Raw genomic sequence first — 16,225 nt, forward strand, 5'->3', positions numbered from 1 at the left:
GGGGTCCGGTGGCGCGGGCGCCCTCGGGCGTTTGCCGGCCCGGTGGCCGGTCGTGCGGACTCCTGTCGCGACGGGCCGTACGGCCCTCGCTTCCGACGAGGCGCCGGTGCGTCTTGACATCCACAACAAATCTGACGGACAGTCAGGTCTTCTCGTTGACGTGACACCGGGAGGCCTGCGCCGTGCACCTCGCCCCGACCGAAGGACAGTTGCGGCTCCGCGCCGAACTGAGGGAGTACTTCGCGAACCTGATGCCGGACGGGCTTCCCGAGGATCCGGCCGCGCAGCGCGCCCTGTTGCGCCGGATAGGCGCCGACGGGCTGCTCGGACTCGGCTGGCCCGTCGAGTACGGAGGTCAAGGCAGAGGCGCGGACGAGCAGTTCGTCTTCTTCGACGAGGCCTACCGGGCCGGCGCCCCCGTTTCCATGGTCACGCTCAACACCGTCGGCCCGACCCTGATGAAGTACGGAACCCGGCAACAGAAGGACTACTTCCTGCCCCGGATCCTCGCCGGGGAGATCGTCTTCGCCATCGGCTACTCGGAGCCCGAGGCCGGTACCGACCTCGCCTCGCTCCGTACCCGTGCCGTACGCGACGCGGAGGCCGAGCACGACGCCGACTGGATCATCGACGGCCAGAAGATCTTCACGTCCAACGCCCAGAACGCCGACTGGATCTGGCTCGCCTGCCGCACCGACCCCGAGGCCCCCAAGCACAAGGGCATCTCGATCATCCTGGTTCCCACCGACGCCCCCGGCTTCGCCTGGACCCCCATCGACACCGTCGGTGGCCTCACCACCACGGCCACCTACTACGACTCCATCCGCGTCCCCGCCGGCAACCTGGTCGGCCCCGAGCACGGCGGTTGGGGCCTGATCACGAACCAGCTCAACCACGAACGCGTGGCCTTGGCCGCCATCGGCATGCAGGCGGAGGACTTCTACGACCGCGCTCTCGCGCACGCGAGGACCCCTGACCCGGTCACCGGCGAACGCCCCGCCGACCTGCCCTGGGTGCGGTCCCGGCTCGCCGAGGCGCACGCCCGACTGGCCGCCGTACGCCTTCTCAACTGGCGCCTGGTCCAGGACGTGGGCAGCGGGGACCTGGCCCCGGGCGACGCGAGCGGGGTGAAGTTCCTCGGTACCGAGTCCGCGGTCGAGGTGTACCGGATGTGTCAGGAGGCCGTCGGCGAGGAGGCGCTGATCCGGGGGCCTTCGGCCTTCGCGGGGGGCGAGCTGGAGCGTCTGAACCGGGCCGCCCAGATCAACACCTTCGGCGGCGGGGTCAGCGAGGTCCAGCGGGAGATCGTCGCCATGATGCGGCTCGGCATGAAGGGAAGGAAGCGATGACGGCCGAAGGAGCCGAAGGGGCCGAAGGAGCCGAACGGGTGGACGGAGCCGAAGGGGTGGACGGAGCCGAGGGGGCGGCGGGCACGCTCCCGCACACCTCGACACGAGCGGCGGACACCCTCCCGCACACCTCGACACAGGCAGCGGCGGACGCGGCGGCAGCGGAAGCCCGGTTCCACACCCGGCTGAAGGCCTTCGAGGGGAAGCCGGCCGCCACCGGGGGGCGGGCCAAGGACGCGGTCAACGAGGCGATGATCCGCCACTGGTGCGAGGCGATGGGTGACACCAACCCCGCCTACACCGGCCCGGACGCCATCGCCCCGCCCACCATGCTCCAGGCCTGGACGATGGGCGGCCTCTCCGGGCACGCCGACCGTTCCTCCGCCTACGACGAGCTCCTCCTGCTCCTCGACGACGCGGGCTGTACCTCCGTGGTGGCGACCGACTGCGAGCAGGAGTACCTCCGTCCGCTGCGCCCCGGCGACCGCGTCGCCTTCGACGCCGTCATCGAGTCGGTGTCGGCGCGCAAGACGACCAAGCTGGGCGCGGGCTACTTCGTGACGACCCGGATGGACGTCCGCGCGAACGGCGAACTCGCCGGGACCCACCGCTTCCGCATCCTCAAGTACGCGCCCGCCCAGAGCCGGTCCCGGCCGTCGGGGCAACCCGCCCGGCCGAGCCGTGAAGACCACTCCACCCAAGCCACCGCGTCCCGCCGCCCCGCCCGCCCCCGCCCCGTGATCAACCGCGACAACCAGGGCTTCTGGGACGGCGTCCGCGACCACACCCTGTTGATCCAGCGCTGTACGGCCTGCTCGACCCTCCGCTTCCCCTGGCTCCCCGGCTGCAATGCCTGCGCCTCCCCCGACTGGGACACCGTCGCGGCGAGCGGCGCCGGCACGGTCTTCTCGTACGTGGTCATGCACCACCCGCCGTTCCCGGCCTTCGACCCCCCGTACGCGGTCGCGCTCGTCGAACTCGCCGAGGGGGTAAGGATGATCAGCAACATCACCGGCGTCCCGTACGACAAGGTTCGCATCGGCCTGCCCGTCCAACTGGAGTTCCTGCGCGTCGACGACACGCTCGAACTTCCCGTCTTCCGGGCCGAGGCGGGCTGACATGGACTTCCACCCCACCGAGGAGCAGGCCGCCGCGGCCGATCTCGCCGCACGGATCTTCCGGGACCTCGCCACCCACGAACGCCTCACCGCCGCCGGCACCGGCAGCGACGCCGAGCTGTGGAAGGCCCTGACCGCGGCCGGGCTGATCGCCGCCGTCGAGGAGGTCGGTCTGCTCGGTCTGGTGCTGCTGCTGGAGGAGCAGGGCCGCTCCACCGCGCAGGTTCCGTACGCCGCCACCTGCGCGTACGGAGTGCTTCCCGTGGCCCGCCACGGCAGTCCCGCGCAACGTGCCCGGCTGCTGCCCGCCCTGGGCACCGGTGAGGCGGTGGCCACCGGCGCCTTCCCGTCGCGCGGCCGGATCACCGCCGATCCGGACGGCCGGCTCACCGGCACCGCGCCGGCCGTGCCCTGGCTGCGCGATGCCACGCACGTCCTGGTGCCGGACGCGGACGGGGCGCTGTGGCTCGTACGTACGGACGCGCCCGGTGTGGGGATCTCGGCGGTGGAGACGACCGCGCCCTGGGCGGCCGGCGCGTTGACCCTGGCCGGGGTCGAGGGCGAACGGCTGGGCGGTCCGCGGGCCCACGACGAGGTGCTGTCCGCCGCCCGTACCGCCTTCGCGGGCCTCCAGGCGGGCGTCTGCGCCGGTTCGTTGGCCCGCGCCGTGGAGTACACCTCCACCCGCGAACAGTTCGGCCGACCGCTCTCCACCAACCAGGGGGTCATGCTGCGCGCGGCGGACGCGTACATGGACACCGAGGCGATCCGTGTCACCGCGTACGAGGCGGCATGGCGGCTCGACACGGGTCTGCCGGCGCGCGAGCACGCGCTCACGGCGGCCTGGTGGGCCTCGGAGGCGGGCAAGCGGGTCGTTCACGCGGGCCAGCACCTGCACGGCGGCATGGGCGCCGACCTGGACCATCCCGTACACCGGCACTTCCTGTGGGGACGCCAACTGGACGCGTACCTGGGCTGCGGCAGCGAACTGCTCGCCGAGCTGGGCGCGCTCGTTTCGGACCCGGTGCCCGCAGGCGCCGCGACACCCGAGGGGGACGACGCATGAACGTCGGCGACACGCTGCCGCCGCTGGAGATCCCGGTCACCCGCACGCTGATCGTCGCGGGCGCCATCGCCTCCCGCGACTACCAGGACGTGCACCACGACGCGGAGCTCGCGCGCGAGAAGGGCTCCCCGGACATCTTCATGAACATCCTGACGACCAACGGCCTGGTCGGCCGGTACGTCACCGACCACCTCGGACCGTCCGCGGTGCTGCGCAAAGTGGCCATCCGCCTCGGCGCCCCCAACCACCCCGGCGACACCATGACCCTCACCGCGACCGTCGTCGCCCGCGACGGGGACACCGCGGAGATCCGCGTCCTGGGAGCCAATGGCGTCGGCCTGCACGTCACGGGCACCGTCACCGTCACCCTGGGGGAGCCGGCATGAGCGTCCGTACCCGCGACGGTCTCGGCGGCCGCGCCGCCATCGTCGGCATCGGCGCGACCGAGTTCTCCAAGGACTCCGGCCGCAGCGAACTGAAGCTGGCCGTGGAGTCCGTGCACGCCGCCCTCGACGACGCCGGACTGAGTCCCGCCGACGTCGACGGCATGGTCACCTTCACCATGGACACCAGCCCCGAGATCACCGTCGCGCAGGCGGCGGGCATCGGGGACCTCTCCTTCTTCTCGCGCATCCACTACGGAGGCGGAGCGGCCTGCGCCACCGTCCAGCAGGCCGCCCTCGCCGTCGCCACCGGCGTCGCCGAGGTGGTGGTCTGCTACCGCGCCTTCAACGAGCGTTCCGGCCGCCGCTTCGGCTCCGGCGTCCAGCAGCGCGAGCCCTCGGCGGAGGGCGCGGCACTGGGCTGGTCGCTGCCGTGGGGACTGCTGACCCCGGCCTCCTGGGTGGCGATGGCCGCCCAGCGCTATCTGCACACCTACGGTCTGACCCCCGAGGCCTTCGGCCATGTCGCGGTCACCGACCGGCGGCACGCCGCCAACAATCCCGCCGCGTACTTCCACGGCAAGCCCATCACCCTCGCCGATCACGCGGCCTCGCGGTGGATCGTCGAACCGCTGCGGCTGTTGGACTGCTGTCAGGAGACGGACGGCGGACAGGCGATCGTCGTCACCAGCATCGAACGGGCCCGTCATCTGCGCCGGAAACCCGCCGTGATCACCGCCGCCGCCCAGGGCGCCGGTCGTCGTCAGGAGGCCATGACCTCCTTCCACCGCGACGACCTCAGCGGGCTCCCCGAGATGAACGTGGTCGCCCGCCAACTGTGGCGGACCAGCGGGTTGCGCCCCTCGGACATCGACGTCGGCATCCTCTACGACCACTTCACCCCGTTCGTGCTCATGCAACTGGAGGAGTTCGGCTTCTGCGCGCCCGGCGAGGCCGCCGATTTCGTCGCGGCCGACGCCCTGCCGCTGAACACCCACGGTGGCCAGCTCGGCGAGGCGTACCTGCACGGGATGAACGGCATCGCGGAGGCCGTCCGCCAGCTCCGGGGCACCTCCGTCAACCAGGTCCCGGGCGCCGCGCGCACCCTGGTCACCGCCGGCACCGGGGTTCCGACCTCCGCCCTGATACTCGGCTCCGACGACTGAGGGACGGCAGCCGGGGACGGCCGATCACGGCGGAGGAGAGGAGGCGACCAAGGCCCGGGAACGGCCGAGGGCGAGCAGCCTCCTCCACCTTCAGGAGGTGGGGTACGGCCCGGCCCTACAACCTGAGATGGACCCCGCTTCGGCACCTGCGGCCGATCCGGGGAGCCCGCTCCGCTCCTAGCGTGGAGTCATGACCACGCCTGTGTGCACACTCGCCTCGAATCCGACGACGTACCCGTCGTTCTCGGCGTACGTCCGGACCCGCGGCTCGGTCCTGATGCGCACCGCGCGCTCCCTCACCGCCAACCCCTGCGACGCCGAGGACCTGCTGCAAACGGCCCTGACCAAGACGTACGTGGCCTGGGACCGCATCGAGGACCACCGCGCCCTCGACGGCTACGTACGACGGGCGCTGGTCAACACCCGCACCTCCCAGTGGCGCAAGCGCAAGGTGGACGAGTTCGTCTGCGACGAGCTTCCGGAGAGCGAGGAGTCGCCGGCCACCGACCCCGCGGAGGCGCAGGCCCTGCGCGACGCCATGTGGCGCGCGGTGACCCGGCTGCCCGACCGGCAACGGGCGATGGTGGTGCTCCGCTACTACGAGGACCTGAGCGAGGCGCAGACCGCCGAGCTGCTCGGGGTCTCGGTGGGCACGGTCAAGAGCGCGGTCTCCCGCGCCCTGGTCAAGCTGCGCGAGGACCCGGAACTCACCGTCGTCCGCTGAGGACGCGTGTCACCGTGTTTCACGTGAAACACGAGTACGCGTGCCACCCGCGCGCTGTTTCACGTGAAACATCGCCAGGGTTTCCACCCGTGAGGTAGTGACATGCCGACCGGTACGTGCGCAGAATCGGCAGCATCCGTAGCCGCCGCAGCGCCGCAGCGCTCACCGGGAGGACGCTTTGCTGAGCACCATGCAGGACGTACCACTGCTGATCTCGCGAATCCTGACCCACGGGTCGACGATTCACGGAAACTCCCAGGTGACCACCTGGACAGGTGAGGCCGAGCCGCACCGGCGCAGCTTCGCGGAGATCGGCGCCCGCGCTGCTCAGTTCGCCCATGCCCTGCGTGACGAGCTCGGAGTCCAAGAGTCGGATGTCATAGGCACTCTGATGTGGAACAACGCCGAGCACGTGGAGGCGTACTTCGCGATCCCGTCCATGGGCGCCGTTCTGCACACGCTCAACCTGCGGCTGCCCCCCGAGCAGCTGGTCTTCATCGTCAACCACGCGGCCGACCGGGTCGTGCTGGTCAACGGCACCCTGCTCCCCCTCCTGGTCCCGCTGCTGCCGCACCTGCCCAACGTCGAGCACGTCGTCGTCGTGGGCGTCGGCGACCGCTCCGGGCTCGAAGGCCTCGACGTGCGCGTGCACGACTACGAGGACCTGCTGGCGGGCCGCCCGGACACCTACGCGTGGCCCGAGCTGGACGAGCGCCAGGCCGCGGCCATGTGCTACACCTCGGGCACCACCGGCGACCCCAAGGGCGTCATCTACTCTCACCGCTCCGTCTACCTGCACTCGATGCAGGTCAACATGGCCGAGTCGATGGGTCTGACGGACCGGGACACCACGCTCGTCGTCGTTCCGCAGTTCCACGTGAACGCGTGGGGACTGCCCCACGCCACGTTCATGACCGGCATCAACATGCTGATGCCGGACCGCTTCCTTCAGCCCGCCCCGCTCGCCGAGATGATCGAGCGGGAGAAGCCCACCCACGCCGCGGCGGTCCCCACCATCTGGCAGGGGCTGCTCGCCGAGGTGACCGCCAACCCGCGCGACCTGACCTCGATGAAGCAGGTCACGATCGGCGGCGCGGCCTGTCCGTCCTCCCTCATGGAGGCGTACGAGAAGCTCGGCGTCCGCCTCTGTCACGCCTGGGGCATGACGGAGACCTCGCCGCTCGGCACCATGGCGCACCCGCCGGCCGGTCTGACCGCCGAGGAGGAGTGGCCGTACCGGATCACCCAGGGGCGTTTCCCCGCGGGTGTCGAAGGGCGCCTGGTGGGACCCGGCGGCGACCACCTGCCGTGGGACGGCCGGTCGGCGGGTGAGCTGGAGGTGCGCGGTACCTGGATCGCGGGCGCCTACTACGGCGGCGCCGACGGCGAGCCGCTCCGTCCCGAGGACAAGTTCAGCGCGGACGGCTGGCTCAAGACCGGCGACGTCGGCGTGATCAGCGCCGACGGGTTCCTCACGCTGACCGACCGGGCCAAGGACGTCATCAAGTCCGGCGGCGAGTGGATCTCCAGCGTCGAGCTGGAGAACGCGCTGATGGCGCACCCGGAGGTGGCCGAGGCGGCGGTCGTGGCCGTCCCCGACGAGAAGTGGGGCGAGCGTCCGCTGGCCACGGTCGTCCGGACGGAGGGCGCGAGCGTGGACTACGCGGGGCTGCACGCGTTCCTCGCCCAGTCGATCGCCAAATGGCAGCTCCCGGAGCGCTGGGCCTTCATCGAGGCGGTACCGAAGACGAGCGTCGGCAAGTTCGACAAGAAGGTGATCCGGAAGCAGTACGCGGACGGGGCGCTGGAGGTCACCAGGCTCGGCTAGTGCCGTGGCCGGAAAGGTTTGCCGGGCGCCGTGACACGGTGAACCCTTCCGGCCACCGCACCGGGGCGTCCACGGCGGCGGCGAGTGGATCTCCTGCGTGGAACCGGAGAACGCGCCGTGGCCGGCGGGTCAGCCCCGGGCGAGCCATGGCCGCAGCAGCTTGCTGACGGCGGGCATGGCCACGTAGGTCATGAGGGTGCTGAAGACGACCGCGAACGCGGCCGTGCGCACCACGAAGTGCAGATCCACCAGGTACGGCCCGAGCAGCGCGTTGCCCGCCAGCGAGATCGGGAAGATGGCCAGCCCCGAGCTGACCGCCATCTTCCAGCGCGGCGGCGCGGGTCGGGTCGTACCCGGCTTGGCGAACCAGGTCTCCATGCCGTGGAGTTCCCGCCGGGCTATCTCCGTGTGGTGGTGTCCGAGGCAGTTGGAGAACCACTGCGCCCGCTCGGCGGAGTCCTGCCACCGCTGGAACGCGGCCTCGTTGCGGAAGCGGTGCACCAGGAACCAGGGCCCGCCCTCCGAGGCGGGACGGAACAGCCCGTAGCCGAGGTGGTCCGGAAAGCTCGCGGCGGTCTCCAGGATCCCGTGGGCCCAGGCCTCGAACGTCTCCTCGTGGCCCGGTTCCACCTGACGGGCGATGAGCAGGTTCACCTCCCCGTTGTCGGCGGGGACGGTGCGCTCGGTCGTGTCGGTGATGGCCATGCGGCCAGGATGGCTAGTTGGTGCCGATCTTGGCCAGCAGGTCCACGATGCGGCCCTGCACGTCCGCGGTCGTGGCCCGTTCGGCGAGGAACAGGACGCTCTCGCCCGAGGCCAGCCGCAGCAGTTCGGCCGGGTCGATCCCGGCGGTCGTGTAGACGACCAGCGGGGTCCGGTTCAACTGTCCGTTGGCACGCAACCAGTCCACGATCCCGGCCCGGCGGCGCCGGACCTGCATCAGGTCCATGACCACCAGGTTGGGGCGCATCCGGGTCGCCAGCTCCACGGCGTCGGTGTCGGCGCCCGCGCGTGCCACCTGCATCCCGCGCCGCTCCAGGGCGGCGCTCAGCGCGATGGCGATCTCCTCGTGCTCCTCGATCAACAGGACCCGGGACGGGTGCTGCTCGCTGTCGCGGGGCGCGAGCGCCTTGAGCAGGACGGCCGGATCGGCGCCGTACGCGGCCTCGCGCGTGGCATGTCCCAGACCGGCCGTGACCAGGACCGGAACCTCGGCGGCCACCGCGGCCTGACGCAGCGACTGCAGGGCGGTACGGGTGATCGGTCCGGTCAGCGGGTCGACGAACAGCGCCGCGGGGAAGGCGGCGATCTGCGCGTCCACCTCCTCACGGGAGTTCACGATCACCGGGCGGTAGCCGCGGTCGCTCAGGGCCCGCTGCGTCTGCGCGTCGGGCGCGGGCCACACGAGCAGCCGGCGCGGGTTGTCCAGCGGCTCCGGCGGCAGTTCGTCGTCCACGGGGCGGGGCACGGGCCGGTTGACCACCTCGACGGCGCCACCGGGGCCGTCCAGCGGCTCGGGGCCCTCGGCGGAGCCCGCCTCGGGTGCCCCTATGGCGAAGGCGCGTCCCTGAGCGGCGGGTTCGGCCAGTCGGCGCCTGCGACCGGAGCCGCTCGCGTCGACGGAGATGCCCTGGCCCAGGGTGCCGAGGGCGCGCACGCTGATCGGCTGCGCGGCCTCCGGCGGGGCGTCCTGCGGCTGCCGGGCTCCGGGGACGGCGGCCGGCGCGGCGGCCTCGTCGTCCTCGACGGCGGTCCGGGCGGCGGGTACCGGCCACGCCGGGGGCGCGGGCAGGCCGCGACGCCGACCGGTGGGGTGGGCCGGGTCGGCGGCTTCCTGCGCACCTGCCTCGGGCGCGGTGTCGGGGGTCTCGGGCTCCGAAGCCGGGGCGCCGAGCACCCGCCGGCCGCGACGTCCGCCCGGAGCATCGGAGTCGGCCTCGGCGGGAGCGGGCACGGAACCGGCCATGGCGGGCGCCTGCGGGGCGGCCGGGGCGGGTCCCGGAACCGGGCTCGCCGCGGGGGTCGGGCCGGCGGGCAGTGCGAAGCCGCCCTCGGGGGCGATGGGGCGCTGCGGGGCGGGCGGCACGAGGCCGGTCGCCGGCACGGGACCTCCGGGCTGCGCGGGCGGACCCGCGGGCCCCAGCGCCCGCCGTCGCCCGGCGGGGTGCTCGGTCACGGGGACCGACGGTACGGGCGGCAACGCGGGCATCGCGGTGCCCTGCGGGGGCACGGGCCGACCGGAGCCGCCCTGCCCGCCGTTCACACCGTTCTCGGGACCCCGGGCGGGGCCGGCCGCGGCGCCGTTCCCGCTGCCGTCGCCGTCGCGACCCCGGCGGCGTCCGGTGCCCAGGCCCGCCGGGTTCACCGGGGACTGCGCCAGCCCGGATTGCGCCGGACCGGAGTCGGCGGGGCTGCCGTCGGCCCGTCGCCGTCCGGACGGCAGCGCCAGCGCGCTCCCGCCACCACCCTGGCCGGGGCCGCGTCCTTCGGGGGCCTTCGGCTCCTCGGCCTCGTCGTCCAGGAACGCGTCCACCCCGCTGCGCCGTGCGCGCCGGCCGCCGGACTCGCCCTTGCCGTCGCGGCCCGGCTTGTCCTCGGGGGTCTTGTCCTCGGGCTCCTTCGCCGGTTCGGGCAGGGTCACCGTGCCGGCTCCCGCACCGAGGGGGAACTCCAGCACGTACGCACCGCCCGGCGCACCCGGGACCTCGACCGTCTGCAACACACCGCCGTGCGCGGCCACGATGCCCCGCACGATCGGCTCGTGCACGGGGTTGCCCCCTTCGTAGGGCCCGCGCACCTCGATCCGTACGACGTCACCGCGCTGCGCGGCGGCCACGACGATCGTCGAGTCGGCGTACCCGCTGCCCTGCGCGGTCTTGCCGGTGGCGTCCACCCCGGCCACGTCCGCGACCAGATGCGCGAGGGCGGCCGCGACACGCTCCCCGTCCACCTCGGCCTCGATGGTCGGCGCGTGCACGGCGAACTGTGCCCGGCCCGGCCCGATCAACTCGACCGCGCCGTCGATGCCGGCCGCGACGACCGTGTTGATCAGGACCTTCTTCTTCTCCAGCTTGTCGCTGCCCGCGTCCAGTCGTTGGAAGCCGAGCACGTTGTCCACGAGCGTGGTCATCCGCGAGTACCCGGCGGCCAGGTGGTGCAGCAGCTGGTTGGCCTCCGGCCACAGCTGACCGGCGTCATCGGCCGCCAGCGTCGCCAGCTCCCGGCGCAGTTCGGCCAGCGGACCGCGCAGCGAGTCGTCGAGCAGCGCCATCAACTGGGCGTTGCGGGCCGCGAGGGCGTCGTAGGGCCGCCGGTCGGTGAACGTCATGACGGCGCCGACGAGCAGCTCCCCGTCCCGTACGGGCGAGGTGGTGAGGTCGACGGAGACGGGCTGCCCCGACTTGTTCCACAGGACCTGCCCGCGGACCCGGTGTTTGCGTCCGCTGCGCAGGGTGTCGGCGAGGGGGGATTCCTCGAACGGGAACGGCGAGCCGTCGGCGCGGGAGTGCTGGATCAGCCCGTGCAGCTCGCGGTTGCCGAGGTCGGTGGCGCGGTACCCGAGGATCTGCGCCGCGGCCGGATTGACCAGCACGACCCGACCGTCGGTGTCGGTACCCACCACGCCCTCGGCGGCGGCCCGCAGGATCATCTCGGTCTGCCGCTGGGAACGGGCCAGCTCGGCCTCGGTGTCCACCGTCTCGGAGAGGTCCCGTACGACGAGCATGAGCAGCTCGTCACCGGTGTAGGACGGGGCGGGCTCGCGGTAGGCGTCGCGGCCGTCGAGGTGGGCACTGGTGACCTCGACGGGGAACTCGGATCCGTCGGTGCGCCGCGCGGTCATCCGCTTCGGCTTGGCCCGCCCGCCTTCGTCGTCGCCGGGCCGGCGCATGGAGCCGGGGATCAACTTGGAGTCGAACTCGGGCAGCAGGTCCAGCACACCGCGCCCGACGAGCCCGGTTCCGGGACTCTCCATGATTTCGAGGGCGATCGAATTCGCGTTGACGACCGTGCCGTTGGCGTTGACGAGCAACAGCGCGTCGGGAAGAGCGTCGAGTATTGCTGCGAGGCGAGCAGCGCCTCGGGATGGCCTGCTGCTCACGACGAGCTTCCTCCCCTGACCACGACTACCGGCATGTCACGGGAGGAGTCTAAGGGCACGGGCCCTCGGCGGGGCGGCGGATGTGCGGTGTATTCCGCCCATCCTTCGCATCCTCCCAGGTCAGGAACGCCCACTCGGAAGCACAGGTTCCATGTTGTTCCACCGGGCGATGTCGCATCCGTTCGTTCGCCGGAACGTCGCGTCGACCTTCCTGCCGTCCCACGTTCCCGTGATCCGGGCGGTGGCGGGCCCGCCGTCGACCATGGTGCAGAACTGCCGCTTCGAGACGGGGGCGAAGGGGTTCTCGCCGTTCTTCGCGAAGGCGTCGAGCCGGGCGCAGGCGTCCTGGGCCCGGGGGTGGTTGCCGCCGACCGGCTCGCACTCGAGGGAGTAGTCGCCGTCGGCGAGCGGGTTGCCGGTGTTGGACACGGCGACCGTCAACCGGTCGGGAGCCGACGCCGACGGCGACAGCAGGTTCAGGGGCAGCGGTGGCAGCGGTCCGGCGGCCGCTGCGGCCAGGGCGGAGGTGACGGCGAAGGCGGCGAGACGCAGCATGTGGCACTCCAGGTCGTCCGTACGTCGTACGCCTCACCAACGACCTGCCGGCCCCGACGTTGCGCACGCGGCACGACGTGCGTGTGTGCGTCCCCGGCGCGCCGCCGCCTCGGGACGCCTGCCCGATTCCCGGGGAACACCCGCCGGTACACCGTCGCCACATCCCTCGGTACGGCCGTTGGCGGGCCCGCCCGCACCGGGGCCGCGCGCGGGGTCCTAAGCCTTTGCCCTGGACCTGTCGTTCCTTGTACCGTGGGAGCGGATTGGTGACCGGCCCCGAGCCTGTGTCATCATCTGCACGCACCTTCGTACGCGAGGGTGTGCTGGAGGCGTCGCCTAGTCCGGTCTATGGCGCCGCACTGCTAATGCGGTTTGGGGCTTACCCCCCATCGAGGGTTCAAATCCCTCCGCCTCCGCACCTCACCGAAGCCCCGGTCCTCAGGACCGGGGCTTCGGTGCGTTCGGGCAGCCTCGTTCGGCCCTCGTGACCGTTCTCGTGAACGTCTCTTCTTGCCCGGCTTCGGGTGACCGCTTTCAGGGCGACTCTTCGACGACTTCCGGCCGCTGCCCGGTCCTCGGACGCGGCCGAGCGGTCGGGTGGGGTTCTGCCCTGGTGATCACACCGCGAGCCCTCGCGGACCCCTGGGGAAGCCGGCCGGGCTCACTTCCCGGACCCACCCAGATGATCTTCTTCTGAGGCGTTTTCGCAGGTCAGCGGGGGTGAGGTCAATGGATTTCGCGTCCCGCCGAGGTCCATGTATTGTTGTTCTCGCAAGGCCAACGGGGCGCAAAACCCCGGGAAGCCCAAGCACTCGTAGCTTAACGGATAGAGCATCTGACTACGGATCAGAAGGTTGCAGGTTCGAATCCTGCCGAGTGCACAGCAGGCCAGAGGCCCTCAGGAGAAATCCTGAGGGCCTCTCGCGTTTTCCGGTCCGGTGTCTCCGGGGGATCTCCGGGTGGGGGTCGGTCTGGTGGACGACGTCCTGCGGGGAGGGGCCGGCTAGCCTTTCGAGGGTCGTTGAGTCTTCGAAGGGAAGTTCCATGGGTCTGTTCGGGAACGCGCACACCGTCGATCCGGTGTCGGCGCAGCGGGACTACGAGCGACTGCTGGGGCACGGGGAGCAGGTGCACGCGGCGTATCTCCTGATCCGCGACACCATCCTGTTCACCGACCGGCGGCTGGTGCTCGTCGACAAGCAGGGCCTCACCGGCAAGAAGGTGGAGTACCACTCCATCCCCTACCGCAGCATCACGCACTTCTCGGTGGAGACCGCCGGTCACTTCGATCTCGATGCCGAGCTGAAGATCTGGATATCGGGCAGCCCGACGCCCGCGGTGGAGAAGACCTTCACCAAGGGCGTCGACATCTACGAGGTGCAGGCGATCCTCACGCAGTTCGTCGCCCGATAGGCCGGTGGTCGTGGACCGGGTGCGTCCGTCCCGTGCGGTCCGGTGTGCGGCAGGGCTCAGCGGGCCACGCGGGGGAGGCCGGTCACCGACATCACCAGGGAGTACAGCGAGGTGGTGGCGGTGATGAAGAGGCGGTTGTTCTTCGGGCCGCCGAAGGTGATGTTCGAGACCGGCTCCGGTACGCGGAGCCGGCCGATCAGGGTGCCGTCCGGCGCGTGGCAGCGCACGCCGTCCGCCATGGCCGCGGCCCACAGTCGGCCCTGGTCGTCGAAGCGGATGTTGTCCACGGAGGGGCAGAGGGCGAACACCCGGTCGTGGGTCAGGGTCCCGTCGTCGGTGACCTTGAAGGCGCGGATGTGTCCCGCGCGGGTGTCGGCGGCGTACAGCTCGCTCTCGTCCGGGGAGAAGGCGAGGCCGTTCGGGCCCAGGAAGCCGTCCGCGACCAGCCGGACCTCGCCCGTCGAGGGGTCGGCGCGGTAGAGGTTGCAGGCGCCGATCTCGCTCGGGGCGCGGTGGCCCTCGTAGTCGTTGGTGATGCCGAAGTCCGGGTCGGAGAACCAGACGGAGCCGTCCGAGCGCACGACCGCGTCGTTGGGGCTGTTGAGCCGCTTGCCGTCCCAGTGGTCCGCCAGGACCGTGAGCCTGCCGTCCGGTTCGGTGCGGGTGACGCGGCGGTTGCCCTGCTCGCAGGTGATCAGGCGGCCCTCGCGGTCGAGGGTGTTGCCGTTGGAGTGGCCGGCCGGGGAGCGGAAGACGGAGACGGCGCCGGTCGCCTCGTCCCAGCGCAGCATGCGGTCGTTGGGGATGTCGCTCCACACGAGTTGCCGCCAGGCGGGCAGGTAGAGCGGTCCTTCCGCCCAGCGGCAGTCGTCGTACAGGCGCTCCAGGCGCATGTCGCCGTTGGCGCAGCGGCCCGTGCGGAAACGATCGTCCAGAATCTCGTACAGGTCGTGGTCTGCGATGCCTGACATGGTTTCCCCTGATCCACGCTTGGCCGAAGGATGTTCGGTGTGATGGTGAGATTGCAGGATCAGGTACCGTCTTCGCAAGGCCCGACGGGCACATGAGAGGAAGATCGCGTGGACGACATCGATCGGGCGCTCGTCCTGCGCCTCCAGCAGGACGCGGGCCAGTCCTACGCGGCCCTCGGCGCGGCCGTCGGCCTCTCGGCCGGCGCCACGCACGAGCGCGTACGGAAACTGCGCGAGCGCGGGGTGATCCGGCGGACCACGGTCGACGTGGACCCGGCCGCGGTGGGCAGCGGGGTCCTGGCCTACGTGATGGTCGACTCCAACGCCTGGATGGGGGACTCGGCGGAGGCCTTCGCCGCGATCCCGGAGATCCAGGAGGCGCACGTCATCGCCGGCAGCGCGTCGGTGCTGGTCAAGGTCCGCTCCGCGACCACCGTGCAACTGCAGGACGTACTGCGCCGCCTCTACGCCATCGACGGGGTCAGCGGAACGCAGGCCACTGTCGTCCTGGACACCTTCTTCGAACGGCCGCTCCCGCTGTGACCTGGTGGTGTACCGGCATCCGCTGGAAGGACGGCGGCCCGTCCATCGGCTGGTACGGGCCCCGGCGCGGGGAGCGCGGCAGCGTGCTCGGGTACGGCCACCGGCTGGCCTTCGCCGCCCGGGGCGAGCGGCACTGCCTGGGCGTGTGGCGGGCCGGCCGGCGAACCCCGTGCCCGACCGGCCGGCCGGTGCCGGGCCGGGCGGGGAACTCCCAGTGTCCCGAGTGCGCCCGGCTGGACCGGTCCTTCTCGGTGGCCGCCGACACCAACGTCGCCGATCCGCGCACGTACCGGGTGTACCTGGCGTGGTTCGGGCCCGGCCTGCTCAAGGTCGGCATCACCGCCGAGGAACGCGGCCCGACCCGGTTGCTGGAGCAGGGGGCGGTGACCTGGGCCTGGCTTGGACGGGGGCCGCTGATGGCGACCCGGCGCACCGAGGAACTGCTGCGGGCCGCACTCGGGGTGCCCGATCGGATCGCTTACGCCCGCAAGCGCGCCGTACGGGCCCACCTGCCGCCGCGCGCGGAGCGGGCCGGGGAGGTGGCCGAGCTGCACGCCCGGGCCGCGGCCCTGCCGGGATGGCCGGAGTCGCTGGAGCGGCTGGGCTGCGAAGTCGTCGATCACGCCGTCCCGTTCGGCCTCGACGCGCTGCCCGAACCCGCACGGGTGGTCACCGAGATGGTGCCCGACGGGACGGTGACGGGGACCCTCGTGGGCGCGGCCGGACCGGATCTGCACTTCGCCGACGGACTGGTGGTGGACACACGACTGCTCGCCGGCTGGGAGCTGGTCGCACCGCGGGAGGACGGCGGCGCGCAGGTGCCGACGGCCGTGGTCGCGCCGCCGGCCCCGGAGGTCGGGCAGGACGGGCTGTTCTGACGGGCGCGAGCGAGCCGCCCACGGCCGAGTCGCCCGTCGTGAAGGCCGCACCGGCCGTCCATGGTCAAGTCTTGGATCCCTTTGGCCTCGTGGGCGGCTTTCCTGTGGACATCCCGGGGGCCCGCCGCAGAG

Annotated in this window: 14 protein-coding genes and 2 tRNA genes; 12 read left to right on the forward strand and 4 right to left on the reverse strand. The window is 71.9% G+C overall.

The genetic code is table 11. The annotated features are described in order from the left end of the window. Positions 1 to 182: 182 nt before the first annotated feature. The 7 genes from ACFYW3_RS19535 to ACFYW3_RS19565 all read left to right on the forward strand — a co-directional run bounded on the left by ACFYW3_RS19535 (position 183) and on the right by ACFYW3_RS19565 (position 7,634). Positions 183 to 1,349 (forward strand): acyl-CoA dehydrogenase family protein, encoded by a 1,167-nt coding sequence (locus tag ACFYW3_RS19535; RefSeq protein WP_389386864.1) that lies wholly within the window; start codon positions 183 to 185, stop codon positions 1,347 to 1,349. After that, positions 1,346 to 2,467, forward strand: coding sequence for a bifunctional MaoC family dehydratase N-terminal/OB-fold nucleic acid binding domain-containing protein (locus ACFYW3_RS19540; protein WP_389386865.1), 1,122 nt, complete (start codon positions 1,346 to 1,348; stop codon positions 2,465 to 2,467). Before ACFYW3_RS19535 ends, ACFYW3_RS19540 begins: the two co-directional genes overlap by 4 nt. A 1-nt stretch (position 2,468) precedes the next feature. Beyond that, positions 2,469 to 3,533, forward strand: coding sequence for an acyl-CoA dehydrogenase family protein (locus tag ACFYW3_RS19545; protein WP_351749926.1), 1,065 nt, complete (start codon positions 2,469 to 2,471; stop codon positions 3,531 to 3,533). After that, entirely contained in the window at positions 3,530 to 3,919 is a 390-nt protein-coding gene (locus tag ACFYW3_RS19550) for a MaoC family dehydratase (RefSeq protein WP_351749927.1), read from the forward strand. Before ACFYW3_RS19545 ends, ACFYW3_RS19550 begins: the two co-directional genes overlap by 4 nt. Continuing rightward, the gene (locus ACFYW3_RS19555) at positions 3,916 to 5,082 is read left to right on the forward strand and encodes a lipid-transfer protein (RefSeq protein WP_389386866.1); all 1,167 of its coding nucleotides are present in this window, start codon (positions 3,916 to 3,918) and stop codon (positions 5,080 to 5,082) included. The genes ACFYW3_RS19550 and ACFYW3_RS19555 overlap by 4 nt, the downstream gene beginning before the upstream one ends. Positions 5,083 to 5,272: 190 nt before the next feature. Further along, positions 5,273 to 5,806: a SigE family RNA polymerase sigma factor gene (locus tag ACFYW3_RS19560; RefSeq protein ID WP_351749929.1), complete on the forward strand. Its 534-nt coding sequence runs from the start codon at positions 5,273 to 5,275 to the stop codon at positions 5,804 to 5,806. A gap of 178 nt (positions 5,807 to 5,984) precedes the next feature. After that, positions 5,985 to 7,634: a long-chain fatty acid--CoA ligase gene (locus ACFYW3_RS19565; RefSeq protein WP_389386867.1), complete on the forward strand. Its 1,650-nt coding sequence runs from the start codon at positions 5,985 to 5,987 to the stop codon at positions 7,632 to 7,634. 129 nt (positions 7,635 to 7,763) lie between these two features. Here the strand turns inward: ACFYW3_RS19565 and ACFYW3_RS19570 are convergent, their stop codons facing one another. The 3 genes from ACFYW3_RS19570 to ACFYW3_RS19580 all read right to left on the reverse strand — a co-directional run bounded on the left by ACFYW3_RS19570 (position 7,764) and on the right by ACFYW3_RS19580 (position 12,288). Then, positions 7,764 to 8,339, reverse strand: coding sequence for an antibiotic biosynthesis monooxygenase (locus ACFYW3_RS19570; protein ID WP_351749931.1), 576 nt, complete (start codon positions 8,337 to 8,339; stop codon positions 7,764 to 7,766). A gap of 13 nt (positions 8,340 to 8,352) precedes the next feature. Beyond that, positions 8,353 to 11,733, reverse strand: coding sequence for a PAS domain-containing protein (locus ACFYW3_RS19575; protein WP_389386868.1), 3,381 nt, complete (start codon positions 11,731 to 11,733; stop codon positions 8,353 to 8,355). Between the two features lie 120 nt (positions 11,734 to 11,853). Then, positions 11,854 to 12,288, reverse strand: coding sequence for an SSI family serine proteinase inhibitor (locus ACFYW3_RS19580; RefSeq protein WP_351759305.1), 435 nt, complete (start codon positions 12,286 to 12,288; stop codon positions 11,854 to 11,856). A 325-nt stretch (positions 12,289 to 12,613) separates the two neighbouring features. Here ACFYW3_RS19580 and ACFYW3_RS19585 point away from each other — a divergent pair. From ACFYW3_RS19585 to ACFYW3_RS19595, 3 genes are all read left to right on the forward strand, one after another. After that, a tRNA-Ser gene (locus ACFYW3_RS19585) sits at positions 12,614 to 12,704 on the forward strand. Positions 12,705 to 13,096: 392 nt separating this feature from the next. After that, positions 13,097 to 13,169: transfer RNA gene (locus ACFYW3_RS19590), tRNA-Arg, on the forward strand. A gap of 163 nt (positions 13,170 to 13,332) precedes the next feature. After that, positions 13,333 to 13,701: a PH domain-containing protein gene (locus ACFYW3_RS19595; protein ID WP_351759308.1), complete on the forward strand. Its 369-nt coding sequence runs from the start codon at positions 13,333 to 13,335 to the stop codon at positions 13,699 to 13,701. A 56-nt stretch (positions 13,702 to 13,757) separates the two neighbouring features. On the opposite strand, the gene ACFYW3_RS19600 is transcribed toward ACFYW3_RS19595, so the two are convergent. After that, the gene (locus ACFYW3_RS19600) at positions 13,758 to 14,672 is read right to left on the reverse strand and encodes an SMP-30/gluconolactonase/LRE family protein (RefSeq protein WP_389386869.1); all 915 of its coding nucleotides are present in this window, start codon (positions 14,670 to 14,672) and stop codon (positions 13,758 to 13,760) included. A gap of 108 nt (positions 14,673 to 14,780) precedes the next feature. Between ACFYW3_RS19600 and ACFYW3_RS19605 the strand changes: the two genes are divergently transcribed. Together ACFYW3_RS19605 and ACFYW3_RS19610 are read left to right on the forward strand one after the other, a co-directional pair. After that, a complete protein-coding gene (locus ACFYW3_RS19605) occupies positions 14,781 to 15,215 on the forward strand; it encodes an Lrp/AsnC family transcriptional regulator (protein ID WP_053684114.1) in 435 nt (144 codons plus the stop codon). After that, positions 15,212 to 16,093, forward strand: coding sequence for a DUF2797 domain-containing protein (locus ACFYW3_RS19610; RefSeq protein WP_389386870.1), 882 nt, complete (start codon positions 15,212 to 15,214; stop codon positions 16,091 to 16,093). Before ACFYW3_RS19605 ends, ACFYW3_RS19610 begins: the two co-directional genes overlap by 4 nt. Positions 16,094 to 16,225 lie beyond the last annotated feature (132 nt).

It is taken from the genome of Streptomyces sp. NPDC002602 (genome assembly GCF_042889445.1).
Classification (GTDB): Bacteria; Actinomycetota; Actinomycetes; order Streptomycetales; family Streptomycetaceae; genus Streptomyces.

What these genes read in the sequence shown, in the direction of transcription:
- ACFYW3_RS19540 (WP_389386865.1), top strand. Translation starts at nt 1,346, where the DNA reads ATGACGGCCGAAGGAGCCGAAGGGGCCGAAGGAGCCGAACGGGTGGAC.
- ACFYW3_RS19545 (WP_351749926.1), top strand. Translation starts at nt 2,469, where the DNA reads ATGGACTTCCACCCCACCGAGGAGCAGGCCGCCGCGGCCGATCTCGCC.
- ACFYW3_RS19550 (WP_351749927.1), top strand. Translation starts at nt 3,530, where the DNA reads ATGAACGTCGGCGACACGCTGCCGCCGCTGGAGATCCCGGTCACCCGC.
- ACFYW3_RS19555 (WP_389386866.1), top strand. Translation starts at nt 3,916, where the DNA reads ATGAGCGTCCGTACCCGCGACGGTCTCGGCGGCCGCGCCGCCATCGTC.
- ACFYW3_RS19560 (WP_351749929.1), top strand. Translation starts at nt 5,273, where the DNA reads ATGACCACGCCTGTGTGCACACTCGCCTCGAATCCGACGACGTACCCG.
- ACFYW3_RS19570 (WP_351749931.1), bottom strand. Translation starts at nt 8,339, where the DNA reads ATGGCCATCACCGACACGACCGAGCGCACCGTCCCCGCCGACAACGGG.
- ACFYW3_RS19580 (WP_351759305.1), bottom strand. Translation starts at nt 12,288, where the DNA reads ATGCTGCGTCTCGCCGCCTTCGCCGTCACCTCCGCCCTGGCCGCAGCG.
- ACFYW3_RS19595 (WP_351759308.1), top strand. Translation starts at nt 13,333, where the DNA reads ATGGGTCTGTTCGGGAACGCGCACACCGTCGATCCGGTGTCGGCGCAG.
- ACFYW3_RS19600 (WP_389386869.1), bottom strand. Translation starts at nt 14,672, where the DNA reads ATGTCAGGCATCGCAGACCACGACCTGTACGAGATTCTGGACGATCGT.